17 protein-coding genes, 1 tRNA gene and 2 pseudogenes are annotated in these 19,750 nt (G+C 63.2%); 12 read left to right on the top strand and 8 right to left on the bottom strand.

Going from position 1 to position 19,750, the window contains the following annotated elements:
• Positions 1–62 precede the first annotated feature (62 nt).
• The 8 genes and pseudogenes from glcE (at position 63) to H1S03_RS03150 (ending at position 5,738) form a co-directional block, all read left to right on the top strand.
• A complete protein-coding gene (gene glcE, locus H1S03_RS03120; protein ID WP_185803340.1) occupies positions 63–1,169 on the top strand; it encodes a glycolate oxidase subunit GlcE in 1,107 nt (368 codons plus the stop codon).
• A 12-nt stretch (positions 1,170–1,181) separates the two neighbouring features.
• Positions 1,182–2,471 (top strand): glycolate oxidase subunit GlcF, encoded by a 1,290-nt coding sequence (gene glcF, locus H1S03_RS03125; protein WP_185803120.1) that lies wholly within the window; start codon positions 1,182–1,184, stop codon positions 2,469–2,471.
• Positions 2,472–2,513: 42 nt separating this feature from the next.
• Positions 2,514–3,281 carry a trypsin-like serine peptidase gene (locus tag H1S03_RS03130; RefSeq protein ID WP_185803121.1) on the top strand — a complete coding sequence of 256 codons (768 nt, stop codon included), beginning with the start codon at positions 2,514–2,516 and terminating at the stop codon, positions 3,279–3,281.
• A gap of 133 nt (positions 3,282–3,414) precedes the next feature.
• Positions 3,415–3,864, top strand: a complete 450-nt coding sequence (locus tag H1S03_RS03135) for an Hsp20 family protein (RefSeq protein WP_166192668.1) — start codon at positions 3,415–3,417, stop codon at positions 3,862–3,864.
• 102 nt (positions 3,865–3,966) lie between these two features.
• Positions 3,967–4,080 (top strand): annotated as a pseudogene (locus tag H1S03_RS17620) (hypothetical protein); the annotation flags it as partial.
• Between the two features lie 38 nt (positions 4,081–4,118).
• Positions 4,119–4,220 (top strand): annotated as a pseudogene (locus tag H1S03_RS17755) (ABC transporter ATP-binding protein); the annotation flags it as partial.
• Positions 4,221–4,280: 60 nt separating this feature from the next.
• Positions 4,281–4,517 (top strand): hypothetical protein, encoded by a 237-nt coding sequence (locus H1S03_RS03145; RefSeq protein ID WP_166192647.1) that lies wholly within the window; start codon positions 4,281–4,283, stop codon positions 4,515–4,517.
• A gap of 15 nt (positions 4,518–4,532) precedes the next feature.
• Entirely contained in the window at positions 4,533–5,738 is a 1,206-nt protein-coding gene (locus H1S03_RS03150; RefSeq protein WP_185803123.1) for a phenylacetate--CoA ligase family protein, read from the top strand.
• 3 nt (positions 5,739–5,741) lie between these two features.
• Here the strand turns inward: H1S03_RS03150 and H1S03_RS03155 are convergent, their stop codons facing one another.
• Genes H1S03_RS03155 through H1S03_RS03170 form a run of 4 tightly spaced genes read right to left on the bottom strand, consistent with a single transcriptional unit; the run spans position 5,742 to position 8,989 of the window.
• Entirely contained in the window at positions 5,742–6,371 is a 630-nt protein-coding gene (locus tag H1S03_RS03155; protein WP_185803124.1) for a thiamine phosphate synthase, read from the bottom strand.
• A 50-nt stretch (positions 6,372–6,421) separates the two neighbouring features.
• A complete protein-coding gene (locus H1S03_RS03160) occupies positions 6,422–6,868 on the bottom strand; it encodes a cupin domain-containing protein (RefSeq protein WP_185803125.1) in 447 nt (148 codons plus the stop codon).
• Positions 6,855–8,189, bottom strand: a complete 1,335-nt coding sequence (locus H1S03_RS03165; RefSeq protein ID WP_185803126.1) for a lyase family protein — start codon at positions 8,187–8,189, stop codon at positions 6,855–6,857. The genes H1S03_RS03160 and H1S03_RS03165 overlap by 14 nt, the downstream gene beginning before the upstream one ends.
• Complete coding sequence (locus H1S03_RS03170) at positions 8,189–8,989, bottom strand: alpha/beta fold hydrolase (protein WP_185803127.1); 801 nt, start codon at positions 8,987–8,989, stop codon at positions 8,189–8,191. Before H1S03_RS03170 ends, H1S03_RS03165 begins: the two co-directional genes overlap by 1 nt.
• Positions 8,990–9,089: 100 nt before the next feature.
• Between H1S03_RS03170 and H1S03_RS03175 the strand changes: the two genes are divergently transcribed.
• Positions 9,090–9,890, top strand: a complete 801-nt coding sequence (locus H1S03_RS03175; protein WP_185803128.1) for an IclR family transcriptional regulator — start codon at positions 9,090–9,092, stop codon at positions 9,888–9,890.
• 79 nt (positions 9,891–9,969) lie between these two features.
• Positions 9,970–10,044, top strand: a tRNA-Asn gene (locus H1S03_RS03180).
• Positions 10,045–10,240: 196 nt separating this feature from the next.
• Here H1S03_RS03180 and H1S03_RS03185 read toward each other — a convergent pair.
• The 4 genes from H1S03_RS03185 to H1S03_RS03200 form a co-directional block, all read right to left on the bottom strand.
• Entirely contained in the window at positions 10,241–11,005 is a 765-nt protein-coding gene (locus H1S03_RS03185) for an SDR family NAD(P)-dependent oxidoreductase (protein WP_185803129.1), read from the bottom strand.
• Positions 11,006–11,697: 692 nt separating this feature from the next.
• Entirely contained in the window at positions 11,698–12,312 is a 615-nt protein-coding gene (locus H1S03_RS03190; protein WP_430700870.1) for an Isoquinoline 1-oxidoreductase subunit, read from the bottom strand.
• Positions 12,309–14,483 (bottom strand): xanthine dehydrogenase family protein molybdopterin-binding subunit, encoded by a 2,175-nt coding sequence (locus H1S03_RS03195; RefSeq protein WP_185803130.1) that lies wholly within the window; start codon positions 14,481–14,483, stop codon positions 12,309–12,311. Before H1S03_RS03195 ends, H1S03_RS03190 begins: the two co-directional genes overlap by 4 nt.
• Before the next feature lie 4 nt (positions 14,484–14,487).
• Positions 14,488–14,946, bottom strand: coding sequence for a (2Fe-2S)-binding protein (locus H1S03_RS03200; protein ID WP_166192436.1), 459 nt, complete (start codon positions 14,944–14,946; stop codon positions 14,488–14,490).
• A 414-nt stretch (positions 14,947–15,360) separates the two neighbouring features.
• Here H1S03_RS03200 and H1S03_RS03205 point away from each other — a divergent pair, with 414 nt between their 5' ends.
• Both H1S03_RS03205 and H1S03_RS03210 read left to right on the top strand, forming a co-directional pair.
• Positions 15,361–16,548: an efflux RND transporter periplasmic adaptor subunit gene (locus H1S03_RS03205; protein WP_185803131.1), complete on the top strand. Its 1,188-nt coding sequence runs from the start codon at positions 15,361–15,363 to the stop codon at positions 16,546–16,548.
• Complete coding sequence (locus tag H1S03_RS03210; protein WP_185803132.1) at positions 16,545–19,634, top strand: efflux RND transporter permease subunit; 3,090 nt, start codon at positions 16,545–16,547, stop codon at positions 19,632–19,634. The genes H1S03_RS03205 and H1S03_RS03210 overlap by 4 nt, the downstream gene beginning before the upstream one ends.
• Positions 19,635–19,750: the final 116 nt, after the last annotated feature.

Consider the following 19,750-nt stretch of genomic DNA (forward strand, 5'->3'; position numbering starts at 1 on the left):
GCTTTCCACACCCTTGCTGGCGGGGACAGGAGTTTGACATGAACGACGTGACCGACACGGTTCTGACCCCCGATACGGAGCAGCAGCTGGCCGAGATGGTGCGCGCCGCCCACGCGCAGCGGACCCGGCTGGCCATCCGGGGCGGCGGCACGCGCCCCTATGGTAATCCGGTTCGGGCGGACGCGGTGTTGCAGACATCCGGCCTCAGCGGCATCACTCTATACGATCCGGGGGCGCTGACGCTGGTGGCGCGGGCCGGCACGCCTCTGGCCGAGGTCGAGGCCGCGCTGGCGGCGGAGGGGCAGATGCTGCCCTTCGAACCAATGGATCACCAGGGCATTTTGGGCACCACAGGCACACCGACCATCGGCGGCGTGGTGGCAACGAACGCCTCCGGTCCGCGCCGGTTAAAGGTCGGTGCCTGTCGCGACAGCCTGATCGGCGTGCGCTTCGTCACCGGCGAGGGGCATGTGGTCAAGAATGGCGGTCGGGTGATGAAGAACGTCACCGGCTACGATCTGGTCAAGCTGATGGCGGGCAGTCACGGCACGCTAGGGGTGCTGAGCGAGGTTTCGTTCAAGGTCCTGCCCAAACCGCAATCGGTCGCCACGCTGGTCTGGTCGGGTCTGGACGACGGGGCGGCGGTGGCCCTGCTGGCAGCGGCCATGCGATCCCCCTACGACGTTTCAGGTGCCGCGCATGATCCGGCCTCGGGGCGTACTTTGGTTCGGATCGAGGGGCTGGAACAATCCGTCAGCTACCGTGCGCAGGCGCTGTCACAGGATTTGTCGAGCCGGGGTGCTGCGCAAATCATTGAGGATGACAGCGCCGCGATATGGGCGGATATTCGGGACGCGAGGCCGCTATGCGACGGGCAGGGCGATATCTGGCGGATCTGCGTAAAGCCATCCGACGGACCGCGTGTCGTCGCGGCGGCGGGGGGGCATCCGGCCCTTTACGACTGGCAGGGCGGGCTGGTGTGGCTGCGCATGCCGCAGGGCACCGTGCTGCGCGACCGCATCGCTGAATATCCCGGCCACGCGACGCTGATGCGCGGCACCGACAAGCGGGCGTTCCAGCCCGAACCGATGCCGGTGGCACGGCTCAGCCAGGGTCTGCGCACGCAATTCGACCCGCGCGGCATCCTCAATTCCGGCAAGATGATCTAGGGATCGCGTCACATGCAGACCAGCTTCACCCCCGAGCAGCTCACCGATCCGGCCATCGCACGCTCGAACGAGATTCTGCGCAGTTGCGTTCATTGCGGCTTTTGCACCGCGACATGCCCGACCTATCAGGTGCTGGGGGATGAGTTGGACAGCCCGCGCGGACGCATCTACCTGATCAAGGATATGCTGGAGAATGAACGCACCCCTGACGCGAAGACGGTCAAGCATATCGACCGCTGCCTCAGCTGCCTTGCCTGCATGACCACGTGCCCCTCGGGGGTGCATTACATGCATCTGGTCGATCATGGCCGCGCCTATATCGAAAAGAACTACAAACGCCCCTTCATGGACCGGGCATTGCGCTGGACGTTGGCGCAGGTGCTGCCCTATTCAGGGCGGTTTCGTGCGGCACTGGGGCTGGCGCGACTGGGGCGGCCGTTTCGACGGTTCATGCCGGACCCGCGATTGCGGGCGATGCTGGACATGGCGCCGCGCGACATTCCCTCGCCCTCGCCCAACGATCGGCCGCAGACCTTCGCCGCGCAGGGGCCCCGGATCAAGCGGATGGCACTGATGACGGGATGTGCGCAAAAGGCGCTGAACACCGATATCAACGACGCGACGATCCGCATCCTGCGCCGGCACGGGGTCGAGGTTGTGGTGGCGCGCGGTGCGGGATGTTGTGGCGCGCTGACCCACCATATGGGCCGCGAGGGGCAGAGCCATGCCTCCGCCGCCGCGAACATCAAGGCCTGGGTGGCGGAGATGGACGGCGAGGGGCTGGACGCCATCGTCATCAACACCTCCGGCTGTGGCACGACGGTCAAGGATTACGGGCACATGTTCCGAAACGATCCGCTGGCCGCGAATGCGGCGCGGGTGTCGGCCATCGCGCGCGACATCTCGGAGGTGCTGGAGGGACTGGACCTGAACGCCCGCGCCGAACCGCTGCGCGTCACCTATCATTCCGCCTGCTCGCTGCAACATGGGCAGCAAATCAAGGATACGCCGAAGAAGCTGTTGAAAAAGGCGGGCTTTACCGTGGTGGAGCCGCGCGACCCGCATCTGTGCTGCGGTTCCGCCGGAACCTACAACCTGATGCAACCCGCGATTTCGGGCGAGTTGAAGGCGCGCAAGGTCGCAACCCTGCAGGCAACGCAGCCCGATGTGATCGCAGCGGGCAATATCGGTTGCATGATGCAGATCGGGTCCGCAGCAGGCGTGCCTGTCGTGCACACGGTCGAACTTCTCGACTGGGCGACAGGCGGCCCGAAACCGCCCGCGCTCATCAAGAACGATTGATCCCTCCGGCGCAGCCTGCCAAGGTCGCGCGGCGGAGGGTTCATGCGATACGTGCTGTTGATAGTGTTGCTGTGGGCCGGTGCCGCACAGGCCGAGGGGCGCAGGCTGCTGTCGCGAACCGAGGCGGCGGACTGGCGCGCCGTGGGGCGGTTGAACATCGACGGCCGCGGGTTCTGCACCGCCACGCTGATTGCGCCCGATCTGGTGCTGACGGCGGCCCATTGCGTGTTTTCCGACCGGACGCGCCTGCCGGTCAGGCCAAATGCACTGCACTTCGTCGCGGGATACTATATCGGCGATTATATCGCGCACCGCCGGGTGCGACGGGTGATGGTACATCGCGGTTACGACCCCCTGCGCGAATTGAGCGAACGACAGATCACGTCCGACATCGCGGTGCTGGAACTGGTGACCCCGATCAACGAGGTTCATCCGTTCGAGCGGGAATTGCGACCGCGCGCGGGTGATCCCATCGTCGTGGTGTCCTATGCGGCGGACCGGCCCGAGGCCCCCTCGATTCAGGAGCCGTGCGACACGATTGCCGTCGAGGACAGATTCGTCGTGATGGATTGCGACGTGACCTTCGGCGCGTCGGGCAGCCCGGTCTTTACTGTGCGCAACGGGCGGCCGCGGATATCGTCGGTCGTGTCGGCCATCGGGATGCGCGGCGGCGATCAGCAGGTGGCCTATGGCGCCGCGATTGACGAAGGGGCCCTCGATTCGGTGCTGACCGACATCGTGCACGGGGACGCGGATCGGGGCATCAGACGCCCAGGTTCCAGCATCGCGCAGCAGCTCGGACGCGAGTGAGACCCTCTTGAACACCGATTGGTGGTTTCCCAAATAGGGGATGTGAGGTGCCGGTGACCGGGCCTCGCACAGAACCGGGCCTGTCCGCGCAAGGAAGGCTCAAGCAATAGTATCGCTTATGAAAGGATGCATCATGCGTAATACTGACTTTTCGCCATTCTACCGTTCCACTGTCGGTTTCGACCGCCTGTTCAACTTGCTCGACACCGTGTCCGACAACGGCCAGACTGGTTATCCCCCTTACAATATCGAAAAAACCGGTGACGACACTTACGCGATCACGGTCGCCGTCGCGGGATTTGCGGAGGATGAACTGTCGATTGAGGCGCGTGACGGACAGCTTGTCGTATCGGGCAAGAAGGAAACCGACGACGAGGATCGCAGCTACCTGCACCGCGGGATAGCGACCCGCGCGTTCGAGAAGCGGTTCCAACTGGCCGACCACGTTCGGGCGAGCGGGGCGCGGACCGAAAACGGTCTGCTCATCATTGATCTGGTTCGTGAAGTCCCCGAGGCGCTGAAGCCCCGACAGATCGAAATCCGGTCAAACAAGGCGCTGACGAGCGAGCCTGTGGACGCCTGATCACTTTTTGATCGACAATGCGAAGCCGCCCTCCGGGGCGGCTTTTTTTGAGTGCAAAATTTACAGGGAGTTTGGCCGAACCGGCCCGAGTTGTATGTCACGATGACCGCCCTCTGCGGGGCCGGTGGTGTTGCCGCTCCGATCTATCAGGACGGCGTGGCGGAGGAGATCGCCTACGTCCTGGACAATTGTTCCGCAAAGTCGGCGATCGGCGACGGTCAGGAGCAGGTGGACAAGGGGCTGGAAGTGCGTGACCAGCGACCGATCTGCGTGAAAATCTCGGCGTTGGCGATGAGGGCCGCAAGAGCTTTCGCGATGTGCGTTCGTACCGGCGTCGCAAACGGTGGTTGAACTGATGCTGGCAGTCCGCGCGGGGCGATCTAGCTTGTACCGATGAATTGTCATCGGAGGCTGATATGACCGTAACCGAAGAAACCGCGCAGGCCATCCACGCCCGCATCCTGGAACTGCTGGAAAGCGGACCCGTCCCGCAGGAGGAACTGGCATCTGCCGTGGCCGTCCTGCCGGATGAGCGTGAGCCCGTCGAAAATTGGGAACAGACGGTGGAACGTGTGGCCAAGAAGATGCTATCCAACGATGAGATCGTCCTGGACAAGAGCGACGATCCCACGACCTATAAATTACCCTCCTAACCTTACGGACCTCATATGACCCATTTCGATGCGCTTGAGACCAGAACCCCTGAGCAGCGGGAGGAGGATCAGAGCGCCGCGCTCGCCGCGCTGATCGACCACGCGGTGAGCTATGCACCCGGTATGGCGGCACATCTGGGCCAGCCGGGCAGGGTGGATTCGCGTGAGGCGCTGGCGACCTTGCCCGTGCTGCGCAAATCCGATCTGGGACCGGCGCAAAAGGCCAACCCGCCCTTCGGAGGGTTCGCCGTCGGGCGTTTGCAGCATGCGTTTCAATCGCCCGGACCGATCTACGAACCGGGTGGCACGGGCGATGACTGGTATCGGATGGGCAGGTTTGCACATGCGGCGGGCCTCAGCGGTGCCGATCTGGTGCAGAACTGCTTCTCCTATCATTTCACACCTGCCGGCATGATGTTCGAGAGCGGCGCGGCGGCTGTCGGAGCGCGGGTCTTTCCCGCCGGAACTGGGCAGACGGAGCTTCAGGCCCAGGCGGCGGCGCATCTGGGGGTCACGGCCTATGCGGGTACGCCCGATTACCTTAAGGCCATTCTGGAAAAGGCGGACGAACTTGGCCTGTCGCTGGCCATCACCCGTGCTGTCGTCGGGGGCGGCGCGCTGTTCCCGTCGCTGCGTGCGGAATACGCGGATCGTGGCATCCACTGCCTGCAATGCTATGCGACCGCCGATCTGGGCAACATCGCCTATGAAAGCCCGGCGATGGAGGGGATGATCGTCGATGAGGGCGTGATCGTGGAAATCGTGCGCCCCGGCACCGGCGATCCTGTGGCGGAGGGCGAGGTGGGCGAAGTCCTCGTTACCTCGCTGAACCGCGATTACCCTCTGGTGCGGTTCGCGACCGGCGATTTGAGCGCGATCCTGCCGGGGCAAAGCCCGTGTGGCAGAACGAATATGCGCATCAAGGGCTGGATGGGCCGCGCCGATCAGACCGCGAAGATCAAGGGCATGTTCGTCCGGCCGGAGCAGGTCGCGACTCTGGTCGCCCGCCACCCCGAGATCGCCCGCGCCCGTGTTACCGCCACCCGCCAGGATGAGCGGGACCAGATGCTGGTTCAGGTCGAGGCGGATGATGTCAACGTAGAGGCAGTCTCGGGCAGCGTGCGCGACATCCTCAAACTGGGCGGAAAGGTCGAAGTCGTGGCCAAGGGAAGCCTGCCCAACGACGGCAAGGTCATCGACGATCAGCGCGACTATAGCTGAGGATCAGTCGCCGCGCGGCAGGCCCAGTGTCTGCATCGCGGCGACGGGGTCTTCCTCTGACCAGATTTCGCGCCCCACGGCGAAGAAATCGACCAGCGGGGTCAGCTTGGCGACCAGCTCCGGCGTCAGGCCGCCCTCCGCCACGACGGGAACCTCGACAACCTTTGACCACCAGTCGAACAGATCCAGATCGACGACGGACCCGTCCCCCAGCAGGGGATCGGGGCTGGTGGGACCGAAGGTGACGTAATCCGCACCGCCCTCCCCGGCGTTCATGCCGACATGACGCGAACTGCCGCAGAATGCGCCGACAATGGCGTCCGCCCCCAGTTCGCGGCGCACATCGCGCACCGCACGTGGATCGCTGAGATGCACCCCGTCCAGACCGTGCACGCCGACCATGCGGAAATGATCCGCGATCACCAGCGCCACGTCGCGCTGATGGCAGATGTCGCGCAACAGATCGGCGGCCTGTGCGATGTCGCCAGCCTCGGCCCCCGGCATGTCGAGGCGGACACAGCCGATCTCACGCGTATCCAGCACCCTTTGCAGGGTTTCGCTGAACGTCGCCAATTCGAATTTGGCCGGAGTGATCAGGTAGATCTGGGGGTCTTCGACGACGGTATCGGCCATTGTGCGCTCCTGCATAGTTGGCAAACGTCTAGCGGTTCGTGGCGACGTCCTCAATCCCCTCGCGGCGTGCTCCCCCGACGTGTGGGACGCCAGTCCGGTGGGGCCAGTTCGAACCCCGCGAACTGAAAGCCGGGGCTGACGGTGCAACCCACCAGCGTCCACTCGCCCAGCGATGTGGCGGATTGCCACCATCCTGCCGGAACGATGCGCTGGGGTCTTTGGTCGGCGGTCAGTTCGGGGCCCAGGATCGCCGCCTCGGCGTCGTGGCCATTCTCGCTCAACGACAGGACCAGCGGCGCGCCGGCATACCAGTGCCAGATCTCGGCAGCATCGACGCGGTGCCAGTGGGAAAACTGCTCCGCTGCCAGCAGGAAATAGATCGAGGTGCCACTGGCCCGCGCATCGCCGGTGGTCGGCGCGCGCCATGTTTCGCGGTACCAGCCGCCCTCGGGGTGCGGGGCGAGGTCCAGCATCGCGATAATCTCATTCGCGGTCATCATCGCCACCTTTCGCAGGGGCACGGGCGAGGGCAACCGCGCGGCCACATTGCGCCACCGGATCGAACAGCGCATCCCAGTCGAGCACCACCGGGCTTTCCGCTTCGAGGATCATGCGCAATGATCGGACGGGACCGGCGCGTGTGCAAGCCTCCTTGACCAGCGCGGCGGCCTCGGGGCGCGGCATATGTTCGGCCAGGGCAAAGGTCACAGGTTCCGCGAACATCGTGCCGTGGGTGGCCTCGATCGTCGCGCGCATCGCATCCGCATCGGGCACGATCCCCTCGATCATCTGTTGCGTATGCCGCAGCGCGGCCCCCGTGGCGCAGATCAACTGCGGCAGGCAAAGCCACTCCTGCGCCCACGCGGCCCCGTCGCGGTCGCTTTCGGTAAGCTGGGAATGCATCAGGGAGGAGGACAGGGTCGCGACATGACGCGCCAGGGCGACGATGGTTTCCGCCGCGACGGGGTTCGCCTTGTGCGGCATGGTCGAGGATCCGCCGCCCGAGGAAAGCCCGATCTGCGGCGGCTGGGCCTGTATCAGTTGCAGGACATCAGTCGCAATCTTGCCCATCGAGCCGCTGACCAGGGCCAGCCAACCGGCGAATTCCGCCAGGCCGTCGCGGGTTGCATTCCACGGATGCAGCGAGGGTGCCAAACCCAGCGCGCCGGCGACACGGTCCTCCACCTCAACCGCTTGCGGGCCGAACGCGGCGGCGGTCCCCGACGCACCTGCCAGACTGACGACCTGCACCCGGGGTCGCAATTGCGACAGCCGTTGCAGGTGGCGGGGCAGGGGGGCGTGCCATGTCGCGACCCGCGCGCCGAACGTCGTAGGCGTCGCGATCTGATGCCGGGTGCGCGCGGCCATCACGACATGCGCGTGCTGGGTCGCCTGCGCGCCGAGCGTTTCGGCCAGCACCTCGATCCGCTGTTGCAGAATATCGGCGGCACGCCGCAAGCGGATCACCAGACCTGTATCGACAAGGTCCTGCGAGGAGGCACCGTGATGCGCCCACTGCGCGTGCTCGGGGGCCTTCATCTCCGCTCGGAAGGCGGCAACGAGGGCAGGGCCAGCGACACCGGCGGCAGCCAGTCCCTTGGTCAACGCGGAGGGGTCGAGCTGAACCTCCCGCGCGCTGCGAGAGATGAACAGCGCGCTTTCCAGCGGAATGATGCCCAACTCACCCTGCGCATCGGCCAATGCCCCCTCGAACAGCAACATTGCGCGGATTTCCGCGGCATCGCTGAACAGCACGGCAAGTTCGGTGTCCGAGACCAGTTCACGATAAAGCGGGCTGTCGAATGGAGTGAAACTCATCAGGAGGGGTCCTTGCTGTCGAAATCGGGTAGAAGATGCCCGGTGCGGTCCAGAAATCCGTTGATCGCATCCGCCGTCGCCTCAGGCGCGTCATATGCCGTGATATGACCGCAGCGCGGCAACAACTCCAGCGAGGCACCGGGAATGCCGTCGATCATTTCACGCATCAGATCCGGCGGCGTGATGCGATCGTCGCGCCCGACCAAGCCTAAAGTAGGCAAGCGCAGCGCATCGGTCGAGCGGCGCAGATCGGTGTGGGCCACCGCCTCGCACATCCGCCGCAAGGTGTCCGGCCGGGTCGAGGCCGCGATTTCGCACAGATGCGGGTCAGGTGCGCGATAAGTCGCGGCGTCCAGCAACTGCCGGGCGCGCGCTGTGTCGGGCAGACCGCTCAGAACCTGTGCCCGATGCAGCCATCTGTCCTCCGTCTCCAGCTTGGCCCCGGTTCCGATCAGAACCAGTGCGCGCACGGTCTGGGGCACCTCGGCGGCCAGTGCCTGCGCAATCATGCCGCCAGTTCCCGAGCCGACAACGACCGCATCGCGTATATTCAGCGAAAACAGAGTGTTCGCGAGGTCATAGACCACATCGCGCATCGACCACTGGCCGTCCGGGGCGGGGCTGTGCCCGTATCCACGTAAATCGGGTATGACGCATCGCACCTGCTGGGGCAGACGTTTTGCCACATCACCCCAGACGCGCCGATCCAGACGGAAGTCATGTATCAGGACCACAGCCGGAGCGTTGTCACTGTGCAGATCCTCAACATGCAGGCTGGGGCTGTCTGGCAAATGGATCATCTTCCAAAACCTCGGGTCAAATGGCGAAACAATGCTCCTGAGCAGTTCAAACTGCCGTGTTCCCCCTCGTCAGTCGAAATGCCCGAACTACGTACCTCGCATGAGCAGCAACAGCAACGAGACGGTTCCCAACGAACGCGCCGGTCAGGTGCGGGCGGTTATACGCGCGATGACCCTGCTGCGAGAGATCGCGGCCTCAGATAGCGGCCTGACGCTGACGGAAGTGGCGGAGCGCGCAAATCTGCCCCCCTCGACCACGCATAGATTGCTCACCACGATGGAGAGTGAGCGTTTCGTCAGATACGACATGAACGCGGGCATCTGGCAGATCGGGGTTACCGCCTTCGTCACCGGGTCCGCCTTCGTTCGAACCCGCAATCTGTTGCACGTGGCCAAGCCATTCCTGCGGCGTCTGGTTGAGACGACAGGCGAAACAGCCAACATTTTCGTCGAAAGCGGCGGGCAAGTGGTCTGTCTGGATCAGGTCGAAAGCAGACACGCAATGCGCGCGATCACCCAGGTCGGCGGCCGGTTGCCCATGCACGCATCCGGTTCCGGCAAGGCCCTGTTGTCAATGATGCCGAAGGACCGCCGGGAACGCGCACTGTCATCCGACGACCTGATCAGATTGACGGACGCCACGATCACCGATCGGAGCCTTCTGAACACTGCTCTGAACGCGGCTCAATCCGCCGGATACGCCACGGATGATGGGGAACATGCCGAAGGATTGCGCTGTGCAGCGTCGGTCATCTTCGGTGAGACAGGCGACCCGATCGCCGCAATTTCCGTCTCCGGCCCCCAGTCGCGCTTGAGCGGGGAGAGATTGGCGGAACTCGGTCACGAGGTCCGGAAGATTGCGCTGGAAGTCACGCAGGAATATGGCGGACGCACCCCGTAACTTTTTGCCGGAATTGCGCTAGATTGCGCTTGCCGCCCCCCCATGCCTTTGCTACACCCCGCCAAGTCGAAAGACATGGTCCGGCGTAGCTCAGCGGTAGAGCAGTTGACTGTTAATCAATTGGTCGTAGGTTCGATCCCTACCGCCGGAGCCAAATATCTTTGATTTTATTGAAGGATTTGGCGTGACCTTAATTATACTTACGACCTTCTGTATAAATGACACTGCTTGTTGGGGGCTTTCGGACTCGCCAGCTTTCGATTGATGTCTTCATTGGCAGTATTGGTTAGTATCGCCCTGACAATGAAGTCGGCGTGTAAGCCCTCGCGCCCGAAGATTTCGGTATCAGATCAAGTGGTCATGCCCCCATCTACGACATATTGGGCACCTGTGATAAAGCTCGATTCGTCGGAGGCCAAGAATAGTACAAGCTGCGCAACATCGTCGGGTTCGCCATAGCGACCCAGCGGAACCCGCTTTTCATACTCCGCCTTAGCAGCAGCGGCGTCCTCGGGTTTCGAACCCTTTTCGATAGAGCGCATCATGCGCGTGTTAACAGGTGCGGGATGCACCGAATTCACGCGAATATTCTGACCAGCACCCTCGGCTGACCCGTTGCGTGTGAGGCCGACCACCGCATGTTTGGACGTGACATAGGGTGTCAGGCCCGGACCCGCAGACAGGCCCGCTACCGACGACGTGTTGATAATGCTTCCGCCGCTTTCGCTCATGGCCTTCATCACATGTTTTAGGCCCAGAAACATGCCACGCACGTTTACGGCCATGACCTTGTCAAAATCCTCTACCTTTTGTTCAATCAACGGTGCGACGGTTCCTTCGATACCCGCGTTGTTGAAGAAAACATCAATACCGCCCAACTTGTCCTTCGCCTCTTGAACGTATCGCTCCACATCCGCTTCGTTCGACACGTCGGCAGCGATGACAACGACCTTGCCGTGTTCTTCAAGCGTTTCAGCGACGTTATTCAGTGCATCCTGATCCAGATCAACCAGCGCAACCTTCGCACCTTCCTTGAGGAATAGCTTGGCGGTTTCCGCTCCAATGCCACCTGCACCCCCGGTTATGACCACTCTTTTGTTATCCAGGCGTCCCATGTCCGACCTCCGTTTCCTAAGATGAATCATTAAAATAACGAACCGCACCTTGCCGTAGTTCCATGCCCAGACCGCGTTGGTAAAAACGTGATCGGCAAACGGAATCGAAGCGTTCGATATGGAACAGGCATGCCGATATGGGGGGCGGAAACTATTCACAAAATTTCGAGGATTTGCGTGTTTTCTAGCCTCACCCTAAACATCAAAACAGCCGAATTCCGGGGCGAGTTACCCCCTCCACCACGAAGTTCAAAGCATTATTTGCGCGGTGCGCAGTCCGTCAGATCCGGTTCGGGGCGCTGGTCGGATGTATCGCGGGCGTTGCGGGAGCCATCATGAACCGTCGAAGGAGGTAGAATCCAACCACGACGCCATTCTGAGCCGCTTGATGACACGGGATGCGTCTGAGAGCGTCAACGTCTTCGCCTGAGCACAACTGCCACGCTGACTGGCGATTCTCGGACATACGCAATTTGTTGCAACATTGATTAGCCGTCCCCACGGTGAGGGATGTCGTCGGCCGCGCGTATCGCAGGACCGGACCTTCGCTGGCGGCGATCACCTGGTTCGCCCGGAGCTAACTCATGGGACAAATTCAACTGTGGGGCAGGGGGTTCTTCACAGAATTCCCCAGCCCCTCAATCCGAGCCTACATGACCGGCTCCCCACACGCTATTGATTGGGTGCGCGCGTCATCCCTCCGGGCAGGCTGCGCCCGCCTCGATCCAGGCATTCGTCAGCTCGCCGAAGAGTTCCTGTGTACCCGGTGCGGATTCGCGTCCCTCTCCCGGAGTCCAGCCCCAGCCGACCAGCCCGTCATGGGCATTATGCTCATGCAGTTCAGCCAGCGTTCGCCCGCCGTTCCGTTCAGGGTCCTTGATCTGTGCGCAGATCTCGGCGACCGTTTTGCCGATCCAGGCCTGTTCGATCGGGGCCAGCATCCATGGCGAGTGGCCGGGGATCGACCCGTCACCAGAGACGTAATCGACATTCTCACTGCCGTGACAGGTGTTGCAGCGCATTCCCGGGGCACCGAACCCGCTGTCGCCCCGAACCACCGGCGGCTCGTGGATGCGCATTTCCATGCCCTGCCGCGGTGTGTTGTCCGCAGGGTGGCAGTTCAGGCACCGCGGATGCTGGATGACCTTCGCCATCTCCTCGAACAGCGCTTGCGAGCGAGCGGTTTCGTCCGTAAAACCGTCGAACTCGTCGACCGTGCGCAGGCCGTTTACCTCCTCGCTCCAACCGCTCGATGCGGCGGACAGGATTGCGATCAGCGCAACGGTTGAGACTTTCCACATTTTCATGACTGAACTCCCACGGTGAAAGGCAGTCGCGTCACGGTCTGGCCGGTCAGCGCTCTCCATGCATTGCCGACGGCCGGGCCGATCGGTGGCGTTCCGGGTTCGCCAACGCCGCTCGGGTCGTGGTCGGTGTCGAGGATCTCGACCTCCACCGCCGGCATCTCGTTGATACGCAGCATCCGGTAATCGTCGAAATTGTTCTCGGCGATGCGCCCGCCCGGCAGCAGCGTGATCTGGCTGTAGAGCAACGCGGTGAGGCCGTAGCCGATGCCGCCTTCCATCTGCGCCCGGATCACACCGGGATTGACTGCCACGCCGCAATCGACCGCGCACCAGACGCGGTGAACGCGCGGCATGCCGTTATCGTTAGAGACCTCTGCGATCTGCGCCACATAGGTATTAAAGCTCTCGTGCAGAGCAATGCCGTAGCCGCGATCGCCCTTCACGCGCTGGCCATCCCAGCCCGCCATGGCGGCGACGCGCTCAAGCACCGCCCGGTCGCGCCCGGCATCCGCACGCAGCAGGTCGAGCCTGCCCTGCACAGGATCCTTGCCCGCCGCTTCGAGCAGCATGTCGAGAAACACTTCGGTCGCGTAGCCGGTATGGGTGTGTCCGACCGAACGCCACCACAGCACCGGAACGGGGCTTTCCATTCGCGCCCAGCTGGTTCGGAAATTGACCAGGTCGTAGGGCATCTTGGTCGCGCCCTCATAGGCCGTGGGGTCGAGCCCCTTGTCCATCATCGCTTCCATCGGCCCGCCGGCCATGATCGACTGGTTGGCGAGGACGTCGGTCCAGCCGACGATGTTGCCCTCCGCATCGATGCCACCGCGCATCCGGTGCACGGTCATGGGGCGGTAGTAGCCGCCATGCAGGTCATCCTCGCGTGTCCATAGCAGCTTCCACGACCCGTTGCGTCCCGCTGCCTTCGCGATGGCCGCGATCTCAGCCGCCAGATGCGCGTCAGGCTGAGCCCTGCGTCCGAAGCTGCCGCCGGCGAACATGACGTTGATGATCACATTCGAGGGGTCGACACCCAGCGTCTGGGCCAGAGTCGGCTTGTCGAGCGATGGGAATTGCGACCCCATCCACAGCTCGGCAACGCCGTCACGCATCTCGATCACCGCGTCGAGCGTCTCAAGCGGCGCATGTGCGAGGTAGGGGAAGCGGAACTCGGTCTCAATCACCTGCTCGGCGCCTTCGAGTGCGCCATCGACATCGCCGGCTTCCTCGGCAACGAGCGTTTCTGCCGCCGCTGCTTCGGAGAATGCCTGAAGCATTTCTTCGGATGAGCGGGTCTCGGCCTCGGTGTCGTCCCATTCGACGTCGAGAGCCTCGCGCCCCTTGAGCGCCGCAGCGGTCGAGGTTGCGTAGACCGCGATGCCGGAGGGGATTTCACGAACCGCAACGACACCCGGAACCGCCATCGCTGGCGCTGGATCGAAATTCGCCACGCGCCCGCCGAAGAAGGGGGGGTGGCGGACCACGACGGTTTCCATCCCCTCGCGGTAGACATCGAGGGTGAAGGTCGCCTGACCCGTGGACTTGGGTTTAGTGTCGAGCTTCTGGACCTCGGTGCCGATCAGTTTGAACTGCCCCGGATCCTTGAGCGGCGGATCCTCGGGCACCGTCATGCCGGCGGCGCGTTCGGCAAGCTCACCGAAGCGGGCGCTGCGATCGCTTGCCCCGTGTCGTACGACACCCTGCGCGACCTCTATCTCACCGGCGGGCACGCCCCATTCTTCGGCCGCGGCAGCGACCAGCATCGCACGCGCCGCAGCACCTGCCTTGCGCATCTGCATGTAGGAATTGGCCATGGCGGTGGAGCCGCCGGTCCCCTGCATGCCAAAGAAAAGATTGGCATAAAGTTCGGCATTCGCCGGTGCCGCTTCGGCGCGCATCTGTGACCAGTCGGCGTCCATCTCCTCGGCCACCAGCGTGGAGAGCCCGGTATAGGGGCCCTGTCCAAACTCGATATGCTTGATGAGGACGGTCACGGTGTCGTCGGGGGCGACGCGGATGAAGGCGTTCGGGGCGAAGTCGCCCTGCGTCGGCGCATCCTGCCCGAGAATGGCGGCGGCACCCGATTGCGCCCGACCGGGGAGCGGAAGCGTCACCGCGACGACGAGCCCGGCGGAGGCGGAAAGGAATTGGCGGCGTGTGTGTTCGGTCATCGGATCATCCCTCCAGCGTGCTGGCGGCGTCATGGATCGCCTTGCGGATGCGCTGGTATGTGGCGCAACGGCAAATGTTCCCGGCCATCGCATTGTCGATATCATCGTCGGTCGGCTGCGGGATCTCGGTCAGCAGCGCGGTCGCGCTGACCACCTGGCCTGACTGGCACCATCCGCATTGCGGCACGTCGTTCGCGACCCAGGCCGCCTGCACCGCCTGTGATTCAGGCGTGTCGAGCCCTTCGATCGTCTCGACGAAGGCACCGTCGGCCATCTCGATCGGCGTCACGCAAGAGCGACGAGTCATCCCGTCCATCATGACCGTGCAGGCCCCGCATTGCGCCACGCCGCAGCCGAACTTCGTTCCGGTCAGCCGCAACTCATCGCGCAGCACCCACAGGAGAGGCGTGTCCCCCGGAACATCGACGGAAACCTCTCGGTTGTTGACTGTGAGATTATACATCTGGCTGTTCCTTTCACTTGGCGATCAGCTCCCGCGCCGATCGGCTCCCCGCATCCGAGCGATAACTGGCGTTATTGTAGTGCGCCGGTACAGGCCGACAAGACTGGGGGATGGCATATGTGCACGAAAAGTTGGGACAATCCACCGGCATCAAGCGGGGCGTCACGTTGCATCATATAACGCGTGCGACGGGATTATCGAGATCAAAAAGGTGCCGGAACGGATTTTCACGCGGTCGTGTTCTCGGCCATTTTTATCATGCGGTCTCGCGCATCCAACCTGTTGAGCCCGGCAACGAAGTCTGGCCCATCGAACCTCTTTATTGACAATACCGACCGGACGGTACAGTAGGCAGACTGGCGTTCGAACCAGGCATCGTCGCCGATTTGACTGTAAAGACCGGGACCCGAATTCATGATAAAACGCTTAATAATTGCTGTCCTGCTCCTTGCAATCGCGGTGGGCGGCGTCGTTGGTTTCAACAAGTTTCGTGATCAGGCGATCACGGATTTCTTTGCCAATCGGCCCACGCCCGCCCTGCCGGTGGACACGGTCGTTGCAGAGGCGGGTCCGTGGACGCCGACGCTGGAGGCGATCGGCACGATCTATTCGCGCCGCGGCATCGATCTCGCATTCGAGACGGGCGGCGTTGTCCGCGAGATTGGATTCGAGGCAAATGATCGCGTCGAGAAAGGCCAGATGCTGGTCCGGATCGACGACGAGATCCAGCAGGCGGACCTCGCCGCGGCGCAAGCCTCGCTGCACCTGGCCCAACAGACGCTGGAACGTGCCGAATCCCTTGGGAACCGGGGCATTACGGCAACCGCCAGTATCGAGGAGGCCGAAGCCGCCGCCAATTCCGCGCTGGCGCAGATGCAGCGCATCGAGGCGATCCTCGACCAGAAGGTGCTCGAAGCACCGTTCGCCGGTGAGATCGGTATCCCTGAGATCGAGGTAGGCCAGTTCGTCACTGTCGGAAGCACCGTGGCGACCCTGCAGGACACAGACATGCTGCGGGTCGATTTCTCGCTGCCCGAACAGGAATTGGCGCAGATCGACATCGGCCAATCGGTCACCCTGGCCGGAGAGTCGGGGACGACCGGTTCCGGCATCATCACCGCGATCGAACCGCGGATCGATCCGGCCACGCGCCTTGTGAAAGTGCGGGCCGAGCTTGAGAATGAGGACAAGGTCTTCCGCCCCGGTCAGTTCGTTCGGGTCAGGGTTACATTGCCAGACATGGAGAACGTGGTGGCGCTGCCGCAGACAGCGGTCGTGACCAGCCTCTACGGCGATTACGTCTATTCCGTCGTGCCGGCCGAAAACAGCACGCAAGAAGAGCCGCAACTGATGGCGAAACAAATTTTCGTCCAGACCGGCTCGCGCCAGGATAACCTGGTCGAGATCGTCGAGGGCGTCAGCGCAGGCGATCGGATCGTGGTCGCGGGCCAGAACCGGCTGTCGAACGGCTTGCCGGTCAAGCTGTCTGGCGCGGAGGCATCCGAGGCATCTCCCGACCCCGCGCCTGAACCGGAGGCGGACGAGGATAGCGATACGAACGCGTTCATCGGCGCGGGACGCGCGGCGGAGGCTACCGAATGAGCCTTCCCGAGCTCTTTACCCGCCGCCCCGTCCTGTCGACCGTGTTGGGCTGCCTGATCCTGCTGCTGGGTTTCCAGGGCCTGTTCAACCTGCCGGTCCGCCAGTATCCCGAAGTTGAAGAGACGGTCATCACCGTCAACACGATCTATCCCGGTGCCAGCGCCGACCTGATCCAGGGCTTTGTGACAGCGCCGATTGCGGCGGCGGTCTCGACCACCGAAAATGTGGATTATGTCACCTCGCAGAGCCGCCCCTCCAGCAGCTCCGTCACTGTTCAGATGCAGCTCGGCGCCAACCCGGATATCGCGCTGACCGAGGTGATGTCCAAGGTGCAACAGGTTCGCGGCCAGCTGCCAACCGCAGCGGAGGACCCGGTGATCCTCAAGGGCACCGGCCAGCAGTTCGCCATCATGTATCTTGCCTTTCAGAACGAGAACATGAGCCCCGAGCAGTTGACCGAATATCTCGAACGGGTGGTCCGGCCCCGTATGTCGACGATCGAGGGCGTGGCCGAGGTTCAGATCCTTGGCGCCGCGAACTATTCGATGCGGGTCTGGATCGACCCGGTGCGCCTCGCCAGCCGGGGCGCCACGGCGACGGAGGTGCTGAACGCGATCAACACCTCGAACTTCCTGTCGGCACCCGGGCGGACCAAGAACGATCTGGTCTCATACTCAATCACGCTCGATTCGACGCTCCAGACGCCCGAGGCCTTCGGGGCCCTCCCGATTCGCTCCGATGGCGATGATGTGGTGCGACTGCGAGACGTGGCGGAGATCGAGCTGGCGGCCGAGAGCACCGATACGGTGGTCCGTTTCAACGGACAGCCCGGCACGTTCATCGGCATCTTCCCAACGCCATCGGCCAATCCGCTCGATACGGCGAGCGCGGTCCTCGAAGAACTGCCATCAATCCAGGCGAGCCTGCCGGAGGGCATGACCGTTTCGATGGTTTACGACTCGACCGAGACGATCAGCGCCTCAATCGAGGAAGTCTTCAAGACCATCGCCGAGGCGGTGATCATCGTAATTCTGGTGATCCTGCTGTTCCTCGGGTCATTTCGTTCGGTTCTGATGCCCATCGTGACGATCCCGCTGTCGCTGGTCGGCGTCTGCTTCTTCCTCTATGCGATGGGGTACTCGATCAATCTTCTGTCGCTGCTGGCGATGGTTCTGGCAATCGGCCTGGTGGTCGACGACGCGATCATCGTGGTTGAGAACATTCACCGCCACGTCGAGGATGGGATGGCCCCGATGGCGGCGGCGATCAAGGGCATGCAGGAAATCTGGCTGGCGATCGTCGCGATGTCGCTGACGCTGGTCGCCGTGTTCATCCCGATCGGCTTCACCGGCGGTCTCACCGGCTCGTTGTTCCGCGAATTCGCCTTTACGCTGGCGGGCGCGGTGCTGATTTCGGGCATTGTCGCGCTGACGATCACGCCGATGATGTCGGCGCGGTTGCTGAGTTCGGGCGGACACACCCGGTTCCAGAGGGTCGTCGACGGAACGTCGGACCGGGTGTCGAACTGGTATGAGCGCCGGGTGCGAAGCTCGCTCGATTACCGGCCGGTGACGATGCTGATGGTGCTGGTCCTCGTTGGACTGACCGGCTTCATGTTCCTCAACACGCCCAGCGAGCTTGCGCCCGAGGAGGACTCGGGCGGCCTGTTCTCACTGGTCACAGCCCCGCGTTATGCCACAAGTGAATACACCAGCGGCTACGCTGCCGAAATCGGTGAGCGCACCCAGGACATCGAGGAAGTGCGCTCGCAGTTCTCGATCGTCGGTGTGGGCGGCGCCACGAATACCGCCTTCTCGATCTGGGCGCTGAAGGATTGGTCCGAGCGTGAGCGCAGCCAGGCGGAGATCAAGGCCGACATCCAAGGTCGCATTTCGGCCGTGGACGGGGTCGAGGCGCTGGTCTTCGCGCCGCCGTCGCTGCCTGGCGCAGGCGGCGGCTTGCCGATCTCGATGGTCATCCAGTCCACCGGCAATCCGAGGCAAGTCTACGAGGTCGCCGCCGAAATCCAGCGCGAAGCCCAACAGACGGGCCGGTTTATCGTGGTGCAGAACTCGCTGGCCTTCGACGCGCCACAGGTCACCGTGACCATCGACCGCGATCGGGCTGCCGCGCTGAACGTTCCGGTGCGCGACGTGGGCAGCACGCTCAGCCTGCTGGTGGGCGGTGGCGCGATCAGCCAGTTCGACCGCGAATCGCAGAGCTATGACGTCATCACCCAGGTGCCACAGAACTTCCGCGAGAATCCCGAACGGCTGGGCGAGTACTTCCTGCGGTCGAGCACGGGTGAGATGATCCCGCTGTCATCGCTGATCGAGGTGTCGACCAATGCCTCACCAGCGGCCATCGAGCAGTTCAACCAGCTGAATTCGGCCACGATCTCGGCGCTGCCGCTGCCCGGCGTGACCACGGGTGAGGGGCTCGGCGTCATCGTCGAGATCGCCGAACGCGTGCTGCCTGACGGCTTCTTCATCGAGTATTCCGGTCAGTCGCGGCTGGAGGTCACGCAAGGCAACACGATCCTCGTCGCCTTCGGCGCGGCGGTCGTGGTAATCTATCTGCTGCTGGCCGCGCAGTTCGAGAGTTTCCGCGATCCGCTCATCATCATGATGTCGGTCCCGCTGGCGATTTTCGGCGCGATCCTGCCGCTGAATCTCGGCCTGGGGACGCTGAACATCTATACTCAGGTGGGGCTGATCACGTTGATCGGCATCATCACCAAGCATGGTATTTTGCTGGTCGAGTTCGCCAACCAGCGGCGCGATGAGGGGATGTCGATCCGCGATGCGATCGTGGAGTCGGCCAAGGTGCGGCTGCGGCCGATCCTGATGACCACGGCGGCCCTTGCACTGGCCGTCGTGCCGCTGATGCTGGCCGAAGGTGCCGGTGCGGCTGCCCGTCAGGCAATGGGTCTGGTGATCTTCACCGGCCTGATGATCGGCACGCTCTTCACGCTGTTCGTGGTGCCGATGTTCTACACGATCATTGCCAGCAAGTCGCGCGGCAATGGGCGGGCCGAAGAGGGTGGGGCAAGCAGCGAGGCCGCCCAGCCTGTGCCAGCAGAGTAGCCCGGCGCCGGACGTCCATGTCCACCGCCGGGGCTGAGTGCGCCGTATCGGGAATTCCCGCTGCTTTCGATCACCCAACCGTCACGTCGCCGTGCGCGGCCAAAGGGTTTTGTCTG

Origin of the sequence: Pontivivens nitratireducens (assembly GCF_014235845.1) — a bacterium.
In the GTDB taxonomy this organism is placed as follows: Bacteria; Pseudomonadota; Alphaproteobacteria; order Rhodobacterales; family Rhodobacteraceae; genus Pontivivens; species Pontivivens nitratireducens.